At 43.5% G+C, this 19,640-nt stretch carries 15 protein-coding genes; all 15 read right to left on the bottom strand.

Going from position 1 to position 19,640, the window contains the following annotated elements; translation table 11 throughout:
* Positions 1-563: 563 nt before the first annotated feature.
* Positions 564-1,076, bottom strand: a complete 513-nt coding sequence (locus KV40_RS29100) for a hypothetical protein (RefSeq protein ID WP_156114238.1) — start codon at positions 1,074-1,076, stop codon at positions 564-566.
* A 367-nt stretch (positions 1,077-1,443) separates the two neighbouring features.
* Entirely contained in the window at positions 1,444-1,818 is a 375-nt protein-coding gene (locus KV40_RS29095) for a hypothetical protein (protein ID WP_052056056.1), read from the bottom strand.
* Between the two features lie 164 nt (positions 1,819-1,982).
* Positions 1,983-2,237, bottom strand: coding sequence for a DUF1816 domain-containing protein (locus KV40_RS29090; protein ID WP_036488679.1), 255 nt, complete (start codon positions 2,235-2,237; stop codon positions 1,983-1,985).
* 420 nt (positions 2,238-2,657) lie between these two features.
* Positions 2,658-3,665, bottom strand: a complete 1,008-nt coding sequence (locus KV40_RS29085) for an L-lactate dehydrogenase (protein ID WP_036488678.1) — start codon at positions 3,663-3,665, stop codon at positions 2,658-2,660.
* A 175-nt stretch (positions 3,666-3,840) separates the two neighbouring features.
* Complete coding sequence (locus KV40_RS29080) at positions 3,841-5,058, bottom strand: MFS transporter (protein WP_072013937.1); 1,218 nt, start codon at positions 5,056-5,058, stop codon at positions 3,841-3,843.
* Between the two features lie 258 nt (positions 5,059-5,316).
* Entirely contained in the window at positions 5,317-7,251 is a 1,935-nt protein-coding gene (gene ftsH, locus KV40_RS29075) for an ATP-dependent zinc metalloprotease FtsH (protein ID WP_036488675.1), read from the bottom strand.
* 55 nt (positions 7,252-7,306) lie between these two features.
* Positions 7,307-7,969 (bottom strand): DUF1326 domain-containing protein, encoded by a 663-nt coding sequence (locus tag KV40_RS29070; RefSeq protein ID WP_036488674.1) that lies wholly within the window; start codon positions 7,967-7,969, stop codon positions 7,307-7,309.
* 227 nt (positions 7,970-8,196) lie between these two features.
* Entirely contained in the window at positions 8,197-10,287 is a 2,091-nt protein-coding gene (glgX, locus tag KV40_RS29065; protein WP_172657362.1) for a glycogen debranching protein GlgX, read from the bottom strand.
* Between the two features lie 75 nt (positions 10,288-10,362).
* Positions 10,363-10,725 carry a ferredoxin-thioredoxin reductase catalytic domain-containing protein gene (locus KV40_RS29060; RefSeq protein ID WP_036488671.1) on the bottom strand — a complete coding sequence of 121 codons (363 nt, stop codon included), beginning with the start codon at positions 10,723-10,725 and terminating at the stop codon, positions 10,363-10,365.
* 29 nt (positions 10,726-10,754) lie between these two features.
* Positions 10,755-10,949 (bottom strand): heavy-metal-associated domain-containing protein, encoded by a 195-nt coding sequence (locus tag KV40_RS29055; RefSeq protein ID WP_036488669.1) that lies wholly within the window; start codon positions 10,947-10,949, stop codon positions 10,755-10,757.
* A 121-nt stretch (positions 10,950-11,070) separates the two neighbouring features.
* Positions 11,071-12,204 (bottom strand): class I SAM-dependent methyltransferase, encoded by a 1,134-nt coding sequence (locus tag KV40_RS29050; protein WP_036488668.1) that lies wholly within the window; start codon positions 12,202-12,204, stop codon positions 11,071-11,073.
* A gap of 101 nt (positions 12,205-12,305) precedes the next feature.
* Positions 12,306-14,693, bottom strand: coding sequence for a phosphoketolase (locus KV40_RS29045; RefSeq protein WP_036488667.1), 2,388 nt, complete (start codon positions 14,691-14,693; stop codon positions 12,306-12,308).
* 97 nt (positions 14,694-14,790) lie between these two features.
* Positions 14,791-16,083, bottom strand: coding sequence for a hypothetical protein (locus KV40_RS29040; protein WP_036488665.1), 1,293 nt, complete (start codon positions 16,081-16,083; stop codon positions 14,791-14,793).
* Positions 16,084-16,388: 305 nt separating this feature from the next.
* Positions 16,389-17,246, bottom strand: a complete 858-nt coding sequence (locus tag KV40_RS29035) for a polyphosphate kinase 2 family protein (protein ID WP_036488664.1) — start codon at positions 17,244-17,246, stop codon at positions 16,389-16,391.
* Between the two features lie 60 nt (positions 17,247-17,306).
* The gene (locus KV40_RS29030; RefSeq protein WP_052056054.1) at positions 17,307-19,346 is read right to left on the bottom strand and encodes a heavy metal translocating P-type ATPase; all 2,040 of its coding nucleotides are present in this window, start codon (positions 19,344-19,346) and stop codon (positions 17,307-17,309) included.
* Positions 19,347-19,640 lie beyond the last annotated feature (294 nt).

Raw genomic sequence — 19,640 nt, 5'->3', positions numbered from 1 at the left:
ACACCTACCCGAAGGGAGCATTAAGGTAATAATTTATACTTCTCAGACAACCTCTAAGAGCGATAACAATTGCTCCTGTCAATACAAAACTCTGACAAGTTAGCAATATTCTCACTGCACGCACTATCAAAGCTATTTACTTGCCAGGCTTACAAAGCCAAGTCATCATTAGCTTTTGTGATTTTGGCGTTCGCTCCTGCTTTATGAGTTTGGGTTGGATTTACCCTGCATCTCGATAGCGAAGAATCGATCTTTTATAAAAATAACGACTGACTTGAAAACGTTTTGCCAGTCTTCTTTGTAAACCTATATACTATATGGCTATATGGGTCGCGGTATCTTTTAAGAGAGCCTCTGTTTTGCTTCACAGGCATTGATTATTCTAGTGAGGCGAGGCTTAAATAAAGTCACTATTAAAATGGGTTCGATTTGTGAATAAACCGACTTTACTAATGGTATCGATATTTACGCCCATGACTACTAGGCGCATAAATTAATCGAATGGACAGTAAACATCAAACTTTTTATTTCTATCTACTCTTTAGCTTGTCCAGTTTGGCGATTTACTCACTAAAAACTACTGTCTGTTTGTTCTCACCAGTAATATGGCTTTCAATAAATCGCTCCTCGCTCGAAGTGTTGAAAATAACGCTAAAACCAAAGATAATTCCTGCTGTGACAGCTGTAGTTATAGCTATTTTTTTTGAATATTTATATTTAAGCAATTTCTGCCAAACTCGCCGAAGTCGGTTAGTTTTGGTAGGTGAAATAGCATATTTATCTTGTGATTTTAGTTGCTGCTGTTTTTCTAATAATTTGTAAATACGGTCTGGAGTAATACAATCGATTCTTTCTTCTTGCACTGCCTCTAACCTTTCTTTAAGGGCAAGCACATTTTTCAGCTGGCAATCTAGATTAGTTAAATATACTAATATTCCTTCTAAATCATCTACTATAGAATCTAATTTGTAGTGGGTCGCTTCTATTGGCGATCGTAAACTAGATTCAGCTGAATCTGAATTTTGAGGCTTTTCAAGAGATAGCTTTAGGTTCAACAATTCGGCATGTTCTTTCAATTTTTCTAGCTCAACAGGAAGCAACTTTAATTTAACCTGAGCTCGGTCTATTTCTTTAATAAGTGGTAAACAAATCTCAAGAAGAGAAATTAAATCGGCAATTTAACGCTGTAAATTTTGACGTTGGTTTTTCATTAGATTTTTTTAGGTTTTATAAAATTAATCTTTGTTTTTTACTCGGTCTTTTAATTTGTTAAATTATTAGTTAATACAAGCTATAATATGTAAATTAATTGCCTTTTTTGAGCGTAGAGACAGTAAGCCAACTAAGCTTAAAGCCTCTAAATCTCAATCGCAATCGAAGACCATTCAGCAACTTACCAATGTTGGTAAACGATCTCTATTGGTTCTAAAATGAGTATCACAACTAAACTTCCTCAACTGTTTTACCCCTCTCATCCTCATAGTCCAAACATTCTTGAGCTTCACGTTCGAGAACTTTGGTTGGATGAACGGCACACTTAAGATAAGAATTATTATCGAAAAAATAACATTCAGTACATTTGATTTGAGTAGAATCCTTGTGAAAAAGTTTAGGTAATTTGCTCAAACTTTTTTTTGAATGGGATCGCCATACCAAAACTGAAATACTTATCAAAGCGATTGCAACAACCGTAATCAAGCTTAAGGTAGTGTAAGCTTCTACCGTGTTTTTTCCTTGTTTGGGTAATTCATTAGAAGATACTTGAGCTGAATAGTTCTGATTCCCATTTAAAGTGTTGAAGTATTCACGTGTATTCATTGTCTTAGTAAGAATTTGTCTGCATATTTACGCGGATTGAGATAGTAGCTTTAGACATCACCTGCTTCTCAAGTCGATAGAACATTAATTGATGCTTGGTGATGGTTTGGTTAAAATCGCTTTTTTTTACTAATCAATATTTGCTCGACAATATCAGATTGAATTTAAGGATCGACTTTCGCTTCATCTTCAAAAATCGTCATCTCAACTGGCTGACATCGTTTAATTTCGACAGTAATCCCTTGAGCTTTTTCCTCAACTAAATCATCAATATACCCATCCTGCGCAAGTTGAGCTTCTCGAAAAGTATCAAAAGGTCCAAAATAGTAAATACAACTTGGAATGGCAGTGCTAATTTTTACCCCCCAAGATAATGTCGGTTTTTTAAAGAAAGGTAAGATTCTAGGAATCAATTTCATTGGATTATTATCTATTTAAAAGTAAAAGAAGATAACTTGTAAATTAAACAGAATATAAAGTTAAAATTTTATTTTCTAAGAATAAGATTAAAATTCTTGATAAGATCATCAGGAAAATATTAAACTCAGGAAATTACTCTTTGACTTGGCGCTCTAAATAACCGAACCAAGAATGTGAGAGATCGCCATGCTTGTTTGCCATCAACTCCACCACATCATCCATCTGTCGATCGGCTACGACCCAACCATTTTCGAGATCGGGAAAGTCTAATTGGCAATTTTCACACTTTTTGCCGTCGTCAAAACGGATCGAACACCAAAAAGATTCAACATTTCATGGTTATTTTGGGCTTCTAGGTCAAGAATCGATTGTCACGATCGAGTTTTTAAACTTTGTGAGATTTTGCTACTTTCTCAACCTCAGAGATTTAGTTGGTTAACAACTTCTCGTAAGACGAAGGCAGAATTTTGGAATTGTTTTTCTTCCTGCTTACTGAGAGCAAGGTTAACCGTCTTGAGTACGCCTTTTTCATTGACTACCGTTGGTAAACTAAGACAAATGTCATAAATCCCATATGCTCCCTCGACAAGACTGCTAACGGTAAGAACGCGTTCTTGACTGTGCAAGATAGCCTTGACAATATCAGTAACCCCTAAGCCAATTCCATAAGAGGTGTATCCTTTACGCTTAATAATTTCATAGGCGGCATTTTTGACCTGTTCAAAAATAGCAGTTAATTCTTTCCGTTCAGCAGCAGACAGATTTTCCCAACTATCTGGGCAGCTAGCTGGGAGCAATCTCATGCCAGCCACATTAGCCGTACTCCAAACAGGAACTTCACTATCCCCATGTTCGCCAATGATATAAGCATGAACGCTACGAGCATCGATATTCAAGTTTTTAGCTAGCAGGGAACGAAAACGAGCGGTGTCTAGTACCGTTCCCGAACCAATTACTCTAGAACTGGGAAAACCAGAAAGTTTGAGAGTAACATAGGTCATTATGTCAACTGGATTGGTAACAATCAGCAAAATAGCATTGGGACAGAATTTAACTACATCTCCCAAGATGTTTTGGAAAATAGCGACATTGCGTTCTACTAGGTTTAAACGGCTTTCTCCTGGCTTCTGGGCAGCTCCAGCAGTAATAATAACTATGTCTGCGTCCCGTCCTACGTCAGCCACGGTTCCTGCTTTGAGTAAAGTAGGCGTAATAAAGGACATGCCGTGCACTAGATCCATGACTTCCCCTTCGACCCTTTCTCTGGCAATATCTTGAAGAATCAATTCATCGAAACAGTCTTGGATTAGTAGGGAATAAGCGCAAGCCATCCCCACTTGACCAGCCCCAATAATTACCCCCTTACGAAGATGAAGGGGAGCGGGAGTTTCTGCCGCCGAGTTAAAAGTAAAAATTCGCTCGAACATAAAACCTCTATGTTGAATCTTTCGTCGTCAGCAATTGCCAGCAGATCGTCTATGGTTATGCTATGCCGCTAGCTTGTTCTCTTCTTCATGGTTCTAAGAAATAATGAAATCAAGATGACATTAGCTAACCCTCTTAACAAATATCAATACAGAGCTTTTAGGGAAAAACACAACATTAACGGATTTTGACAGTTTTTTCTTGCCAACCGAGGGTTAAACCGATTCCCAGCAAAATGATTCCAGCAGATAGATAAGGCGCACTTGCCTGCCAGGTAAACAAAAATCCTCCCAGCATTGGACCGCTTACCTGTCCCAGACTGTTGGCAGCATTTTGCATCCCCAAAACTCTACCAGTACGTTGACCTCCCCGCCTTGAAATTAAGGCTGAGAGATTGGGAGCGATTAAGGAGAAGCCAAACGCCAACAACCCAACGGTGCTTAAGACATGGGGAAATGTTCGGACCATCGACAGCAAAACACTGCCCACTCCCATCAAGCTAAAACCTAAAGCAATTTGCTTGCAACTGCTGAGTCGTCCCGAGAAATAGCTGACAGCAACTGTCTGAAAAACTGCCATAACTAACCCGCACACCATAAAAACAAATCCAGTTTCTATCGGTCCATAGCTCAACTTTTCTCGAGCATAAAGCGCAAATGTTCCTTCAAATATCGCCAATCCTAACTGCCCGATTGTCGTCAAACCCAGCAATATTACCAGCTTATTCCCTAGGTTGAACCATCTAGTAGTCGAGCGAGTGAGCGAGAGAGCAACTCGTTGAGATGCTATGGTCTCTGGCAGCCAAATCAGAGCTGCAAAAAACACGATCGACATTGATGCTGCCGCTATTAAGAACGGTATCGAAAAACTATTAATTGCCAGGTGTGCGAACTTGACATCAAAGTGGAGATCTCGACGGGTTGTTAATCCCCCCACTGCTGGACCAGCGACAACGCCCAAACTAACAGCAGTACCGAGCCACGCCATGCCACGGTCGCGATCGCCCTCAGTTGTGATGTCAGACACATAAGCTGTCGCTGCGGGTAGAGCGGCGGCGGATAAGAGACCATCAATTCCCCGAACCATGTAAAGCATCCCCAAGGAGGTAGCAACGCCAAATAGCACTTGTGCGATCGCAGAACCGCCAATACCCAGCAACAACAATGGTTTTCGACCCAATCTGTCAGACAACTTTCCCCATAACGGTGCAAAAATAAACTGCATCAAGGCATAAATGCTGGTCAAGAGACTGACGTGGACGACCATGGTTTCTCGGGATACCCTACCTGCTGAGTTAAGACGCTCGGCATAATAGGGCAGCACTGGCAAAGTGATGCCAAAGCCCACCATAAGGATAAATAAACAGACAAGTAGCAGCAGTAAGTTTTTATTCACAACAAGCCGCAGCTATTCGGAAATAAGAAGGAAAAGTATTGACTGGAAGAAATCTTTAATAAGCGATTGCAAAGTAGCGTGATACCATGTATGTCGACGCTAGGAACAACATTAGTGGAGATCCAGACTCGTTCGAGAGAGGTCGTTTCCATAAGTAATATCAGGTTAGTGATAAAAATATTGTTGAATATCTGCTAGATAGTATATAGACGCGCCTTCAAAAGTAATTCAGAATAATAAATAGGTTTGATAAATTTTTCAACTAGTTGACAGATAATAATTGCCTGTATTTAACCAAGCCGCTAATTCCTCGGGCGATCGCACCTGCTCTAAATATTGGCGTAGTTGCTCTCCTTCGAGTATTTCTTTCTGCAAAAGCTGTTGGGTCATCTCTTCGAGGACGGAACGATTGGTTTCAAGTATTTTTAAGGCAGTCTGATGGGCTCTATCGAGAAGCTGCTTGACCTCTCCATCAATCTCCTCTGTAACTTTGGGACTGATTGGGCGACGCGGGTTAGAAAAACCATCCAAAAATTGCTGCTGCATTTTTTCAAGAGCGATCGGTCCTAGCTTCTGGCTCATGCCATAGAGCGTGACCGTCCGTTCTGCTAAATCCGTTGCTTTTTGAATGTCGTCGCTGGCTCCGGTGGAAATCTTACCCAAAACAATCTCTTCGGCAGAGCGTCCTGCCAGGAGAGTCGCAATTCGACCGCGAATTTCATCTTCTGCCATCAAGAAGCGGTCTTCTTCGGGAAGCTGTAGAGTGTACCCCAACGCTCCTATTCCTCTGGGAACGATCGAAATTTTCTCTACCTTGCCAGCCCCAGGCATTAAGGTTCCGACGATCGCGTGTCCTGCTTCGTGGTAAGCGACAGTTTTCTTTTCCATCTCATTGAGAACGCGGGATTTTTTCTCCAACCCAGCGATAACGCGCTCGACTGCTTCGTTAAAGTCAGCCATCGTTACGGCTTCTCGATTTTGCCGAGCTGCCAAGAGTGCCGCTTCATTGACCAGATTGGCTAAATCTGCCCCAGCAAACCCTGGGGTGCGGGCGGCAATAGCTCCCAAGTCCACATCCGCAGCTAATTCAACTTTCTGAATATGTACCTTCAGAATTGCTTCTCGCCCCAGCTTATCTGGACGGTCGACAACTATCTGGCGATCGAAACGACCGGGACGGCGCAGTGCGGGATCTAGCACTTCGGGTCGGTTGGTTGCTGCTAGGATAATAACCCCCGTATTCGCTTCAAATCCATCCATTTCGGTTAAAAGCTGGTTGAGGGTTTGCTCTCGCTCGTCATTGCCCCCCATCAAATTTCCGGCACCCCCTCTAGATTTACCCAGGGCATCCAATTCATCGATAAATACAATGCAGGGTGCTTGTTGCTTCGCCTGTTTAAACATATCTCTTACCCTAGCAGCCCCCACGCCAACAAACAATTCAATAAATTCCGAGCCTGAGATGCTAAAGAAGGGAACGACCGCTTCTCCAGCAACTGCCTTGGCTAAGAGGGTTTTGCCAGTCCCTGGTGCTCCTACCAACAGTACTCCTTTGGGAATTTTTGCTCCCACACGAGTATACTTGTCTGAATTTTTGAGAAATTCGACGATTTCTTGGAGTTCCTCTTCAGCTTCATCGATTCCCGCAACATCGGCAAATGTTACCCCCGTATTGCCTTCAGAATAGATTCGGGCTTTGCTTTTCCCTACCGTTAGGGCAGTTCCCGACCCAGCTTGGGCGCGGTTGAGCATCCAACCCCAGATGCCCAAGAAGATTAGGGGAGGAACGATCCATCCCAAAAGAGTAGTTAAAACACCGCTATTGTCGGGCGGAGGGGCACCAAATTCCACATTTTTTTCTGCTAATAACTGCGACAGAGCGGTATCTCCAGCGATGGGTCTAGTAACATAGGTTTTGGGGGGAGTTGAATTATCCTCCTGAGTTGACTGCATTTTGGATAGATCTGACTTGAGTGTATATTGAATTTGTTCTTCTCCGACTAAAGCTCTGCCAACCTTGCCGTCTTTTACCTCTTTGAGAAATTGACTGTAGAGAACTTCATTGGCTCGGGGACGAAAAGCAGGGGCGACGAAAAAGTGAAACAGGAATAAGAATAGAAATAACGTCACAAAGCTACTGCCGAAATGCTCGGGCTTGGGAGCTTTAGAGTTTTCATCTTTTTCAACAGGCATAACGACTTTCCTAATTCGAGTAAAAACAATATGGTGCGGATCGTCCCCATCAAAACTATGACGGCATTTTCCAATCAAAGGGAATATGTTTGCTCGACTGCCCTTCAAAAGGATGGGAATAATCAAAACCAGAAGCGGAACTCTCCTTGACAACGCCCCAGGTTGCAATCTGTCCTGGTCCTGTTTCCGAACCAGGGGGATTGAATAACTGCACCCGTTGATTCGGGTCTGCTGTAGGACCGGTAAGAGCTTCAACCGCTGCTACTACCTTGCCTGGAATCTCAGCCCGCCAATAGCTCAGGTCTTCAGCAATTACAACTTCAATCGGTACGTATGAAATCCCGCGAATATCGCTAAACAGTTTGCTAAATTCACCTGGCCAACCTCCAGCTTGACCGGTAAATAGCTGTTCGAGAGCCTGGCGCTGAGAATCGTTAGCCCGTTCGTCAATGTAAAACAACAGTTTCATGGAGGGAACGAGATCCTCTACCCACTGATTTCCCTCAACTTCACCAATTGCAACTACATTCAAATTATCAAGTCTGACATCGCCATATTGACCTTGATGTATTTGCCACACTAGGGTAAACAAGCAATCGCCATAAGTTGGTTCCCGTGCAAATGTACATGGACAAGGTAGTTTGCAACTACATACGTCAAACCACTCGCCCTTCAGATACCACTGAACATCAGTTTTTGATTTCTCAGTCACAATCATAATTAAACTCCTTCTATGAAGCGAATTGCTTTAAGTATAAACTCTCAAGTAAACTGTAGGGTCAAGAGTACTTAAGCTAAAAAAAATTCAAACACCCTCATTACTCTTAGATCGACAACCTCCGCAGAGTTTCCATCTTATTCAACGTACATCATGGCAAGGCTCTCCTAATTCGAGTAAAAATAATAAAAAGTAGCTAATGCTGCTGGCTTTGCCGTGTAAAGCAGCTATCTAGAAATAAAAATACTAATACTGCGTCCTGTAACGGGATAAATACTATCTTCGAGGGCGCTTTCTTGACCTGGTTTGGCAATATCTAGGGGAGAAGCTCGAGCTGTGTCTACTGCTGCGTACCACCTCCTATCTCGAAGCGGAGGGATTTCAAAATCGAGTGTTTCTTGGTACATATTGATCGTGACATGCAAATCTGCCGCTCCCTTAAAACCTCCCAGGGTAAAAGCGAGGGCGCGGGCATTAGGATCGTCCCAACCAGGGCTATATAATTGACAACCATGCCAGGAGATATCAGCTAATCCCCGCTCGTTAATTTCATTCCCAGTAAAATAATCAGGGTGTTGAAGAGTAGGATGACGCTTGCGGAACTGAAGCATCAGCTGCCAAAACCGCAATAGATGACCGTTTTTCTCCAGCAGATCCCAATCAAACCAGCTAATCTCATTATCTTGGCAGTAGGCATTGTTGTTGCCTTTCTGAGTGCGTCTAACTTCGTCTCCAGCTAGAATCATCGGAACGCCTCGAGAAAGCAACAGAATCGTGGCAAAGTTCTTAATTTGTCGTTCTCGTAATGCCTCGATCTCTGGATCGCCTGTTTCGCCTTCGACACCGTAATTCCGACTCAGATTCTCATCTGCACCATCACGATTATCTTCCCCATTTGCTTGGTTATGCTTTTGGTTATAGGACACGAGATCGTTGAGGGTAAAACCATCGTGACAGGTGATGAAATTAATGCTATTAATTGGCAAATGCCCCCGCCATTGATAGAGGTCGGCACTGCCAGCAATCCGCGAAGCTACCATACCAACAAGTCCTGGTTCTCCTCTAATAAAGCGGCGAATATCGTCTCGGTAGCGTCCATTCCACTCGACCCAACGATATCCTGGAAAATAACCAACTTGATAGAGTCCAGCAGCATCCCAAGCTTCAGCAATCACTTTGGTATCAGCTAAAGTCTCATCCAGTTCAACTTGCCACACTACTGGCGGGTATTTCATCGGCAAGCCGTCTTCACCTCGGGACAACACGGAAGCTTCATCAAAGCGAAAGCCATCCACATGAATCTGTTCGACCCAGTAGCGCAAACATTCTACAATCATTTTTTGAGTGACGGGATGATTGCAGTTCAAAGTATTTCCGCAACCCGTATAGTCTGCATAATATCTCTCGTTTCCAGGGACGAGATAGTAGTAAATGCTATTATCGATGCCTTTAAAGGAAAAGACTGGTCCTTGACGATCGCCTTCATTCGTGTGATTAAAGACGACATCTAAAATCACTTCTATTCCCGCTCTATGTAAAGCTTTAACCATGTCTCGAAACTCACGGACATGACAGCCTGCTTCGGGTTCAGTGCAGCAATGAGAATGAGGGGCAAAAAAACACATGGGACTGTAACCCCAGTAGTTTGTTAGAGATTTCCCATTAACAGACCAGAATTCTGTATCATTGAACTCGAAAATCGGCAAAAGTTCCACCGCTGTAATTCCTAACTCTTGGAGATAGGGAATCTTCTCAATCAGCCCAGCAAAAGTTCCCGGTCGCTTAACCCCTGAAGTAGGTGACTTGGTAAATCCACGAACATGCATCTCGTAGATGATGGTTTCGCCCATCGCACGGTTCAAAGGGCGATCGCCCTCCCAGTCGTAGTCGGATGTATCGATGACCGCGCTACGTAAAGAAGTGGCTACATTATCACCAGGTACGCAAGCATCAGCTCGGTTCCAAAGTGTTTTGACGTTACCTCTAGCGTAGGGGTCAATTAAGACCTTCTGCGGATCGAAATGATATCCTGCCTGGATATTTTTAGGGCCATCAATCCGATATGCATAAAATGCACCTGATTTAAGACCTCGAACATAAACATGCCAGAAGTGAAAGGTTTTATTAATTTTGCAGTCTAATTCAATAGTTTGGATGGGTTCGGGATCGTCATGCCGACTAAACAGTAACAGTTCAACAGACGTGGCATGTTCTGAAAAAATCGAGAAATTAACTCCGTTGCGATCTGGGATGGCACCTAACGGGTGGGAGCGTCCCTTCTCCGTTTTATAATGAATTTTGGGTTTACCTGTTGTCATTTCCATCTTTAGCTCAGCCTCAAGAACCAGAAGTTTCCCCTGCTACTCCGTTGACAATTAAAATTTTTTTATCGGTTACAAATTCTGCCTCACTGCTGCTAGTGCTTCTCGATCTACTTCCTGCTCGTCCCCTGCAAATTCGTGGTCTGGAGTAAGAAATAACAAACAATGGCATTCTTTACGCTCTCGCATCGGCACGCAGGGACAGTTCCAATAGGCTGCCTTGACTTCTGCTTCCTTGTCTTCGTAATGACGACAGGGACACAAGGGAGAACCCAATTCGTCTTTGTGCTGGGCAAGTCCTTCAATTACCACGGCAGTCACAGATGGATCGATACAATAGTATGTGTCAGTTTGCTTGGCATAGGTTTCGGCAAACCTAATCATTACTTCTAAATTTTTTTTACTGCCAAGTTTTTGATTAGTTTTGGCGTTCATCTATCTATATGCTAGTCAAGGATTTTGATTTAAGCAGCGGGATAACCAGCAGCAGCGATCGCATTTCTTACTGATGTAAGAGATGCGATCGTTTCTACCGTTACTTGTTTGGTTTTAGGATCGGTTTGTACTTCGGCATTCGGATCGATTGACTGAATTGCTTTAGCGATGGTTTTGCCACAAGCACCACAAGCCATATTAGGGATTTTTAGTTGTATAGTCATGATTTTTAATTTTCTAGTTTATTTAGTTCTGCAATCAGCTGGAACTCTCTAGCTGACTAAAGAGTTAAGGAAAATCTGAAAATTGATTGGGATTTGTTGTCGAGCATTTTTGAAATGACCATCAAGCTTGAGTTAGCAGATATTGACCTAAGCCCAAAATTTCTCCATCGCAACTTTCAAAATAGGAGATACACCAAAGTAAATAGAGTCTCCAAATACGGCGAAATTTATTGTATTTCATTCGGTAATTTAAATTGCTAATTTTGGCTTGGTTTTTATCAAAATTTTCGAGCCAAATATGCAAAGTTTTTGCGTAATTGATTCCATTCAAGTACCACTTGTCAATAGTTTTCAAAGCTCGGTCGCAATTAGGAATCGCTTCGTAATTCCAAATTCGCGCGTTTGGGAAAATATATTTGTTCAGAAAAGGACTATAGATATTGTGAGGTAACCGAGTACTGATTAAGTGAATCAATGCCATGCCATCTTCCCTGAGAAAAGAAGCTAACTTTTTCAAGGACTGCTTTAAATTCCCGATATGTTCAAACACACCAATGGAGATGACCTTATCAAACTTATTATCGAAGCTAACCTCATTAAAGTCAGCTTCGTAAAGAGAAAAACGGTCTGAGCTAAGGTAACTATCGGGGTCTTTCATTTTCTTGCGGATATACTCGCATTGCTGATTACTTAAATTTAGCCCCGTAACCTTGACATGGGGAAACTTAGAAAGAATGTAGTTAGCAGCAGAACCCCAGCCGCATCCCAAATCTAAGATTTCGTCTCCATCTTCGATCCCTACTTTTTGAACCAGATCGTCTAGCATGTGCCTTTGGGCTTGCTCGAGATTTAAAGCTCCTTGTTCCCATAAAGCCATACTGTACTTGGGATATAACAGTTTACTTTCTCCCAACATCAGCATAAATAGTTCTTCAGGCAGATCGTACTGAATTTCCATTAGCTCTCGCGCTCCTTGTGCGAGTTGCTCGCTCGGTTTTAATACCCATTCATAGGGAACGAGGAGAGCAGGAAAATGCCGATATAAAATTGGCAAGACAGAGTCCAAAAATGATTTGACAGTGGGATCGGGAATTTCTAACCCGCTGATATAAGCCTCTGCACCTGCCATTTGTACGCCATTGAATAACGTAGTAGCCATACGAGTCATTTGGTAAGCTCCTGGGCTTTTGAGGTTGATATCTCCCACTAGCGGCATATGCTTTTGAAATTCTTGTAGCTCAGAGGTAGAAATCATAGTCAATCTCCAATAGGTTTTTAAATTTTGTGCTACTCAACAAAAACCAATAGTGTCAAACAGAGATAAAATTTCCTCAATCGCATTGAGGGTGGAGTAGTTTAAAAGGGCCATTGCCATTGAGAAATTTCGGGCATATCCCGACCGTATCTAGTGATGTACTGTTGGTGTTCGATAATTTTGTCGCGGATAAACTGTTTGGTGTAAGCTGCTTGAGAACCCAGTTGGGGTAATCGATCGATTACATCGCCAAAGAGGTGAAAGCGATCCAAGTCATTGCGGACGACCATATCAAACGGCGTAGTTGTCGTTCCTTCTTCTTTGTAACCCCGAACGTGGAGATTTTTATGGTTTGTCCGACGATAGGTGAGACGATGGATCAGCCAGGGATAACCGTGATAGGCAAAAATGATTGGTTTGTCAGTGGTGAAGATCGTATCGAAGTCTTTGTTGGACAGACCATGGGGATGTTCTTCCTCTGGCTGGAGTTTCATCAGGTCAACTACATTGACCACTCGAACTTTCAAATTGGGAAAGTGCTGGCGAAGCAGAGCAACCGCAGCAAGAGTTTCCAGGGTCGGCACGTCTCCAGCACAAGCCATCACCACATCTGGTTCGCTATCGCGGTCGTTACTAGCCCATTCCCAGATCCCGATACCAGCAGTGCAGTGTTTGATGGCAGAATCCATATCTAGATACTGTAGTTCGCTTTGCTTGCCAGCGACAATGACATTGACATAGTTTTGGCTGCGCAGGCAATGATCGGTTACGGAAAGCAGGGTATTGGCATCAGGGGGTAGGTAAACTCGGATTACATCAGCTTTTTTATTGGCTACATGGTCGATAAAACCGGGATCTTGATGGGAAAATCCATTATGATCCTGCCGCCAAACGTGAGAAGTTAGTAGGTAGTTCAGGGAAGCGATAGGTCGCCGCCAAGGAATTTCCTTGCTAGTAGTTTTGAGCCACTTGGCATGCTGATTAAACATCGAGTCTACAATGTGAATGAATGCTTCGTAACAGGAGAATAAACCGTGGCGACCAGTGAGGAGATATCCTTCCAACCAACCCTGGCAGGTATGCTCGCTCAGAATTTCCATCACCCGACCGTTGGCAGCTAAATGCTCATCTTCAGCCATTGTCTCAGCTGTCCAGGCTCGATCTGTTACCTCAAACAAAGCACTCAATCGGTTTGATGCTGTCTCGTCTGGACCAAATACCCTAAAATTTTTCTGCTCTAAATTTTTCTTCATTACGTCCCGCAGAAAATGACCCATCACGCGCGTTGCTTCAGCGGTGACAGTTCCAGCTTGAGAAACATCAACAGCATAGTTCCGGAAATCGGGCATTTTCAAGTCTTTTAGCAATAGTCCGCCGTTAGCGTGAGGATTAGCACCCATACGCCGCTCGCCCCGAGGAGCCAATTCCGCGAGTTCGCGAATTAAGGTTCCATTCCCATCGAAAAGCTCTTCAGGCTTATAACTTCTCATCCAGTCTTCCAGTAGCTGGACGTGTTTTGGCTTAGCTGCCATCTCAGCTAGGGGAACCTGATGCGATCGCCAGTACCCTTCGGTTTTGTTACCATCAACTTCCTTGGGACCCGTCCATCCTTTGGGAGTTTTCAGAATAATCATCGGCCACTGGGGACGTGTGGTTACTCCCGTACTGCGAGCTTGGTGTTGAATTTGCTTAATTTCGGCAACAACCGTATCCAGGGTAGCTGCCATCTTCTGGTGCATTACTTCAGGGTCAGAACCCTCTACGATATAGGGTTTGTAACCGTAACCGATAAATAAGCTTTCTAATTCCCGAGCGCCAATTCGGGCTAAGACTGCGGGATTGGCAATCTTGTACCCATTTAAGTGGAGAATGGGTAACACCGCTCCATCGCAAACGGGGTTGAGAAATTTATTAGAGTGCCACGCTGTAGCCAGGGGACCAGTTTCCGCTTCCCCATCCCCAACGATACAGGCAGCAATTAGCTCGGGGTTATCAAAAGCAGCCCCATAAGCATGAGCCAGGGCGTATCCAAGCTCACCTCCTTCGTGGATCGAACCAGGGGTTTCAGGAGCTACATGACTGGGAATCCCCCCTGGGAAGGAAAACTGTTGAAACAGCTTTCTCATCCCCTCTTCATCTTGAGAAATATTCGGGTAGTATTCACTATAGGTTCCTTCTAAATAGGTGTTGGCGACCAATCCAGGACCCCCGTGACCTGGACCTGCAAGGTAAATCACGTTCAGCTCTTGATTCTTAATCATTCGGTTGAGGTGAACGTAGATAAAATTAAGCCCTGGAGTAGTTCCCCAGTGACCGAGTAGCCTGGGCTTGATATGCTCCAATTTCAGCGGTTCTTTCAGGAGGGGATTGTCATATAAATAGATTTGCCCCACAGAAAGGTAGTTAGCTGCCCGCCAATAGGCGTTCATCTGGCGTAATTCTGCACCGTCAAGGGGTTCTTGCTTCACTTCGGGGGCAGTTTGAATCATAATTAACTCCTAGTTTTTCCGATCGCAATTGAGAATATCAATGAGGACGCGGGCAATTTACCGTTCCCGCAGGTAATTTGCTGGCAAACAACTTCGGTTAGGATAAAAGATGCCGACTATCGCTATCAGTTCTATCCAGGCGTTCGATTTCCTGCTCTAAAAGTTCTGTTTCACTGGTGTAGGCTAAGTCTTCTTGAGTAACAACAGATTGGATGGCAAATTGCTGGGCAAACTGTATCTTATGTTGCAGATTAGCGTCGGCTCGATTTAAGGCCAAAGCATATTTCTGCCGCTGTTGATTCCTTCGTTCAATCTGACGATTGCGTCTCTGAATCCAGAAATACCGAACTAGAGGAACACCTAGAAAACCGATGCCGTATCCCAAGAGAAGCCAAAAGATTGATTGTACAAAGGCCACTAAGCCCCCTAGTTGAACGGCGATCGCGCCGTCGCTCAGTAATGATCTAAGAATTAAAGCTCCAATGAGGTTGAGAAAGCCAAGACCAACCACTAACAAAGTTTGCTCTGTTCCGACTCGACTAAAGTTCCAGAAAAATTCTCGCAAATAAGCAGCCAGAGAGTTCTCCTGCTTATTTGCTGCTGTCGTTTGTAATGCAGGAAAACGGTAAACAATATCTCCTGTGGGACTGACTTCTGGGCGACCGTCGAAACGAATCAGAACTGGCAGCATATAAGCCTCATCGATCGCTTGAGTTGGGGAAATATCGAGATGGGGAGCTATTTGTTCTGCGACCACAGCTCCTCCATGATTATGAATAACGCTACCAATGTTATACCAACGACGTTCTTCCAGATTGGCATTGGGGTTGCCATCTCCAAACAAAAACGAGAAAACCGCCTCAAAAAAGTTCAGTTGCTCGGCAGCACGATCCTGATGATGCTTTTGCTTTGCCGAACGATTTTGTACCTGTCTGTGAGGATTGCGGTTAAAAAAGGAACCAAACCAAAAATGGGGCAAGAATAGGGGCATACCGCCACCGTGCCTACGACTGTTTGAATTTCCTCCACGACTACTACTCATGGCAATCAGAGCGATCGTCACAAATATGAGAATAATTGATATTACCAAGAAAATGCCAAAGGAAATTCGGATTAAATAGAATAAGACCTGCCAAATCCTTGTTCCCCATTCCTGCAAACGCAGTCGCAGAGACTTGTTGCGCAGAATTGTTCGTAAATTTCGTGGAAAGAGGTAGGCAATTTCTCCCCTTTCAGAAACCTGCAAATGACCGTTGGTTTCAGAAACCAGAGTCAACAAACCTCGTTGTGCCAGACTAATTTCTAAACCAGCACGGGTAGCAACATCGCCAACGGTAACCCGATAGTTCAGTTGCTCTACAGCTTGCATGATTTTAGGATCGAATTTCATATCGAATCGTCCTGGATTGAGAACAAATATAAGGTTTGAAATACTCGGTTCAGCTCTTAGAGTCCGTGGATGAAGAAACTGTTGGTGCTTGTTTAGCTTCATTACCGCTAGGAAAAAAACTTCTTCTAATCGGTTTTGCTTCTCAGAAATCTGCCCTAATTTTATAGTTTCAGGAAATTATGAAATCAAAATGACATTATCTCTATCAGTTTACAAATATCTATATTGACTTCTGAGGTTGGCGATCGCATAACAAAAAAGATTAGTGTCTATTGCTTCAGCGTGGTGGTGCTGACTTCCCGAGTCTAGTTGTTTTCAAGCTTTTCTTTGGCTTTTAAAAGCTGTTTTTTATCCACTTCACTTACTTTTGGATAGGATAATTTTAGTGATGCTAATCTGTTGCAGATAATGTCAGCAACTACAAGACGCGTAAACCATTTGCGATCGGCTGGGATGATATACCAAGGAGCATACACAGTACTGGTGTGATTAAAGAGCTCTTCATAAGCATGCATATATTTATCCCAATAAGCCCGTTCCTTAATGTCAGAAAACTTCCAATTTTTTTCTGGTCTATTGATACGGTCTAGAAATCGGCTTTTTTGCTCCTCCTTAGAAACATTCAGGAAGAATTTAAGAATAATAATGCCATTTTGTGAAAGATATTTTTCAAAATTATTAATCTCCTCAAAGCGAGATTCCCAGATCCGATCGGTTTTCACCTCTGGCGGTAACTGTTGTCTATTCAGTAATTCTGGATGAACGCGCACGACAAGGACTTCCTCGTAATACGAACGATTGAAAATCCCAATTCTCCCTCGTTCTGGTAATGCCTTCACATAGCGCCAAAGATAGTCATGATCCAGTTCTTCAGCAGAGGGGACTCTAAAGCTAAATACCTGGCATCCTTGTGGATTGACCCCTGACATCACATATTTGATCGTACTGTCTTTGCCAGCAGCATCCATGGCTTGAAAAACGATCAGCAATGCAAAGGTATTTTGGGCATAAAGAACCTCTTGATGCTTTGTCAGATGCTCAATGTGTTCTTGTAGTTCATGTTTAGCTTCAGACTTATGTTTGAAATGTCCTATATACTCTGAGTCATATTGCTTCAGTGCGATCTTGGTACCAGGAGCAACGATAAAGTCCTCATGTTTCATTGCAGTTATCAAATGGTGGTTGTATGATTCATAATTTCTTAAAATTGTCGAATCTGCGACCTAATTCAACTTCACTCGGCGCAGGGTCACTGCATTGATGGACACAATCACAGTAGAAAGACTCATAAATACAGCTCCTACTGCGGGGGAGAGCACAAAGCCCAAGGGATAAGCAACACCAGCTGCCAAAGGGATGGCAATAACGTTATAGCCCGTTGCCCAGAACAAATTCTGTATCATTTTGTTATTGGTTGCCTTGCCAAGTTTTAAGGCTCGCCCTACATCCAGCGGGTTATCCTTAACTAAAACCAAATCGGCAGATTCAATGGCTACGTTCGTTCCCGCACCGATGGCAACTCCCAGATCGGCTTCTAATAGAGCAGGAGCATCGTTGATCCCATCTCCTGTAAAGACTGTGCCTCCTTCAGCTTTTAGTTCTTTCACAATTCGTACTTTGTCCTGGGGCAAAACCCGAGCGTAATAACGCTTGATACCCAAGTCAGTAGCAACAGCCTGGGCCACTGCCTTAGCATCCCCTGTAATCATCGCTGCTTGAACGCCAATCGAATCTAGACTGTGGACTAATTTTCTGGCACTATCGCGTACCCGATCTGCCAAGGCAAACAAAGCTAGGGTTTGCTCTTCATCCATTAAAGCAATGACGCTTTCACCTCTAGATTCTGCTTTTGCCAAACCACGTTCGAGTTCGGGAGAAAAATAGAACCCCAGCTCTTTGGGCCACTCTGGTCGTCCTACTCGGTAAGTTTTGCCGTCAATTATTCCCTCTACGCCCATGCCTGGCACTGCTTTAAAATCGCTGACGGTAGCAGGTTGAACCCTTTGTTGTTGGGCTGCTTCTACGATTGCATGAGCTAGGGGGTGTTCGGAGAGAGATTCTAATGCCGTAGCAATTGCCAAAGCTTGCTCATCGCTTAAGCCTTCGGTATAAATCCGCTGTACGCCAAACCGTCCTTCTGTCAAAGTACCAGTTTTATCGAAAGCAGCATACTTAATCGTTTTAGCTCGCTCGAAAGCTTCGCGGTTACGGACGAGAATCCCATTTTTAGCAGCGATCGCAGTTCCATTAACAATCACCAGAGGAATCGCCAATCCAAGGGCATGGGGACAGGCAATAACTAATACGGTAACCGTTCGATTAATCGCAAACACTAGTCCCTCGTTAGTTGGTAGCCAAACTACAAAGGTCAAAGTTCCTACAGCAATGGCAATCAAGGTTAACCAATAAGCCGCTTTGTCGGCCAGAACCTGATACTTACTTCTCGAATTCTGAGCTTCTTCAACCAAACGCATAATCTGACTGAGGGCAGTCTGGTCTCCAGTCCGAATCACTTCGGCTTTCAAGGCTCCCTCACCGTTGACCGCACCAGTTACGACTTCATCTCCTTCCCGTTTATTCACTGGGCGAGATTCCCCAGTGAGGAAAGCTTCGTTAGCACTTGATGCACCTTCAACAACAACCCCATCAATGGGAATTTGCTCCCCAGGACGAATCAAGATCAGATCTCCTTCACGAAGTTCCTCTAAAGGGACATCTTCAATCTCACTGCCTATCAGTCGATGCGCTGTCGAAGGCATTAGCTTGGCTAATTGTTCTAAAGCACGGCTGGCTCCCTGAACTGATGCCATTTCAATCCAGTGACCCAGTAACATGATGTCGATTAAGGTGACCAATTCCCAGAAAAATGGCTCCCCTTCCAAACCGAAGGTTACTGCCAAACTATAGACAAAAGCAACGGTAATGGCTAGGGAAATTAGGGTCATCATGCCGATTTTCCCTTTTATTTCCCGCCACGCACCTCGAATAAAGACCCAACCTCCGTAAAAGTAAATAACGGTCGCCAAGATGGGGTTGATCCAGTTCGAGCCTGGAAACTGAATAGCTTGATAGTTAAACCAAGCTTGAAAGGCTGGAGAAAAGTAAAGTACGGGAATGGTTAGAACTAGACAGATAAAAAAGCGATTTTTGAACATCTCGGGACTGTGTCCCGCGTGCTTATCGTGTCCTCCGTGACTTTCACGATCGTGATGATTGTGTTGGTGTTTGTGTTCCTGAGTATGGCGAGTATGTTGATGCTGCATAACTAAAATTTACTTAAAAAGCAAAACTATAATTGGAGTTTTTAACTTATTGATTGGGATTGTGGATCGTTCGCAGATCAGATCGAATTTCCTTAGCTCCTGGCAAATCGCTGTTTAGCTTCTCCAGTTGTAAATTAAACGGCGATCGCTTTTAGTAGAAGCTTGAGTAAAATTAGCCATGACATTCCTTAGACGTAATGACATAATCTAAATATTTTTATCCCTGAAAACTTTTAATAAATTCATCCTTCCAGGCAAAAATGACATCAAGATGAAATTGAAGAAGTATTTAAT

The organism is Myxosarcina sp. GI1, assembly GCF_000756305.1.
Lineage (GTDB): Bacteria > Cyanobacteriota > Cyanobacteriia > Cyanobacteriales > Xenococcaceae > Myxosarcina.
Note: the sequence above shows the minus strand (reverse complement) of the source record. Positions and strands in the feature narration are given on the sequence as shown.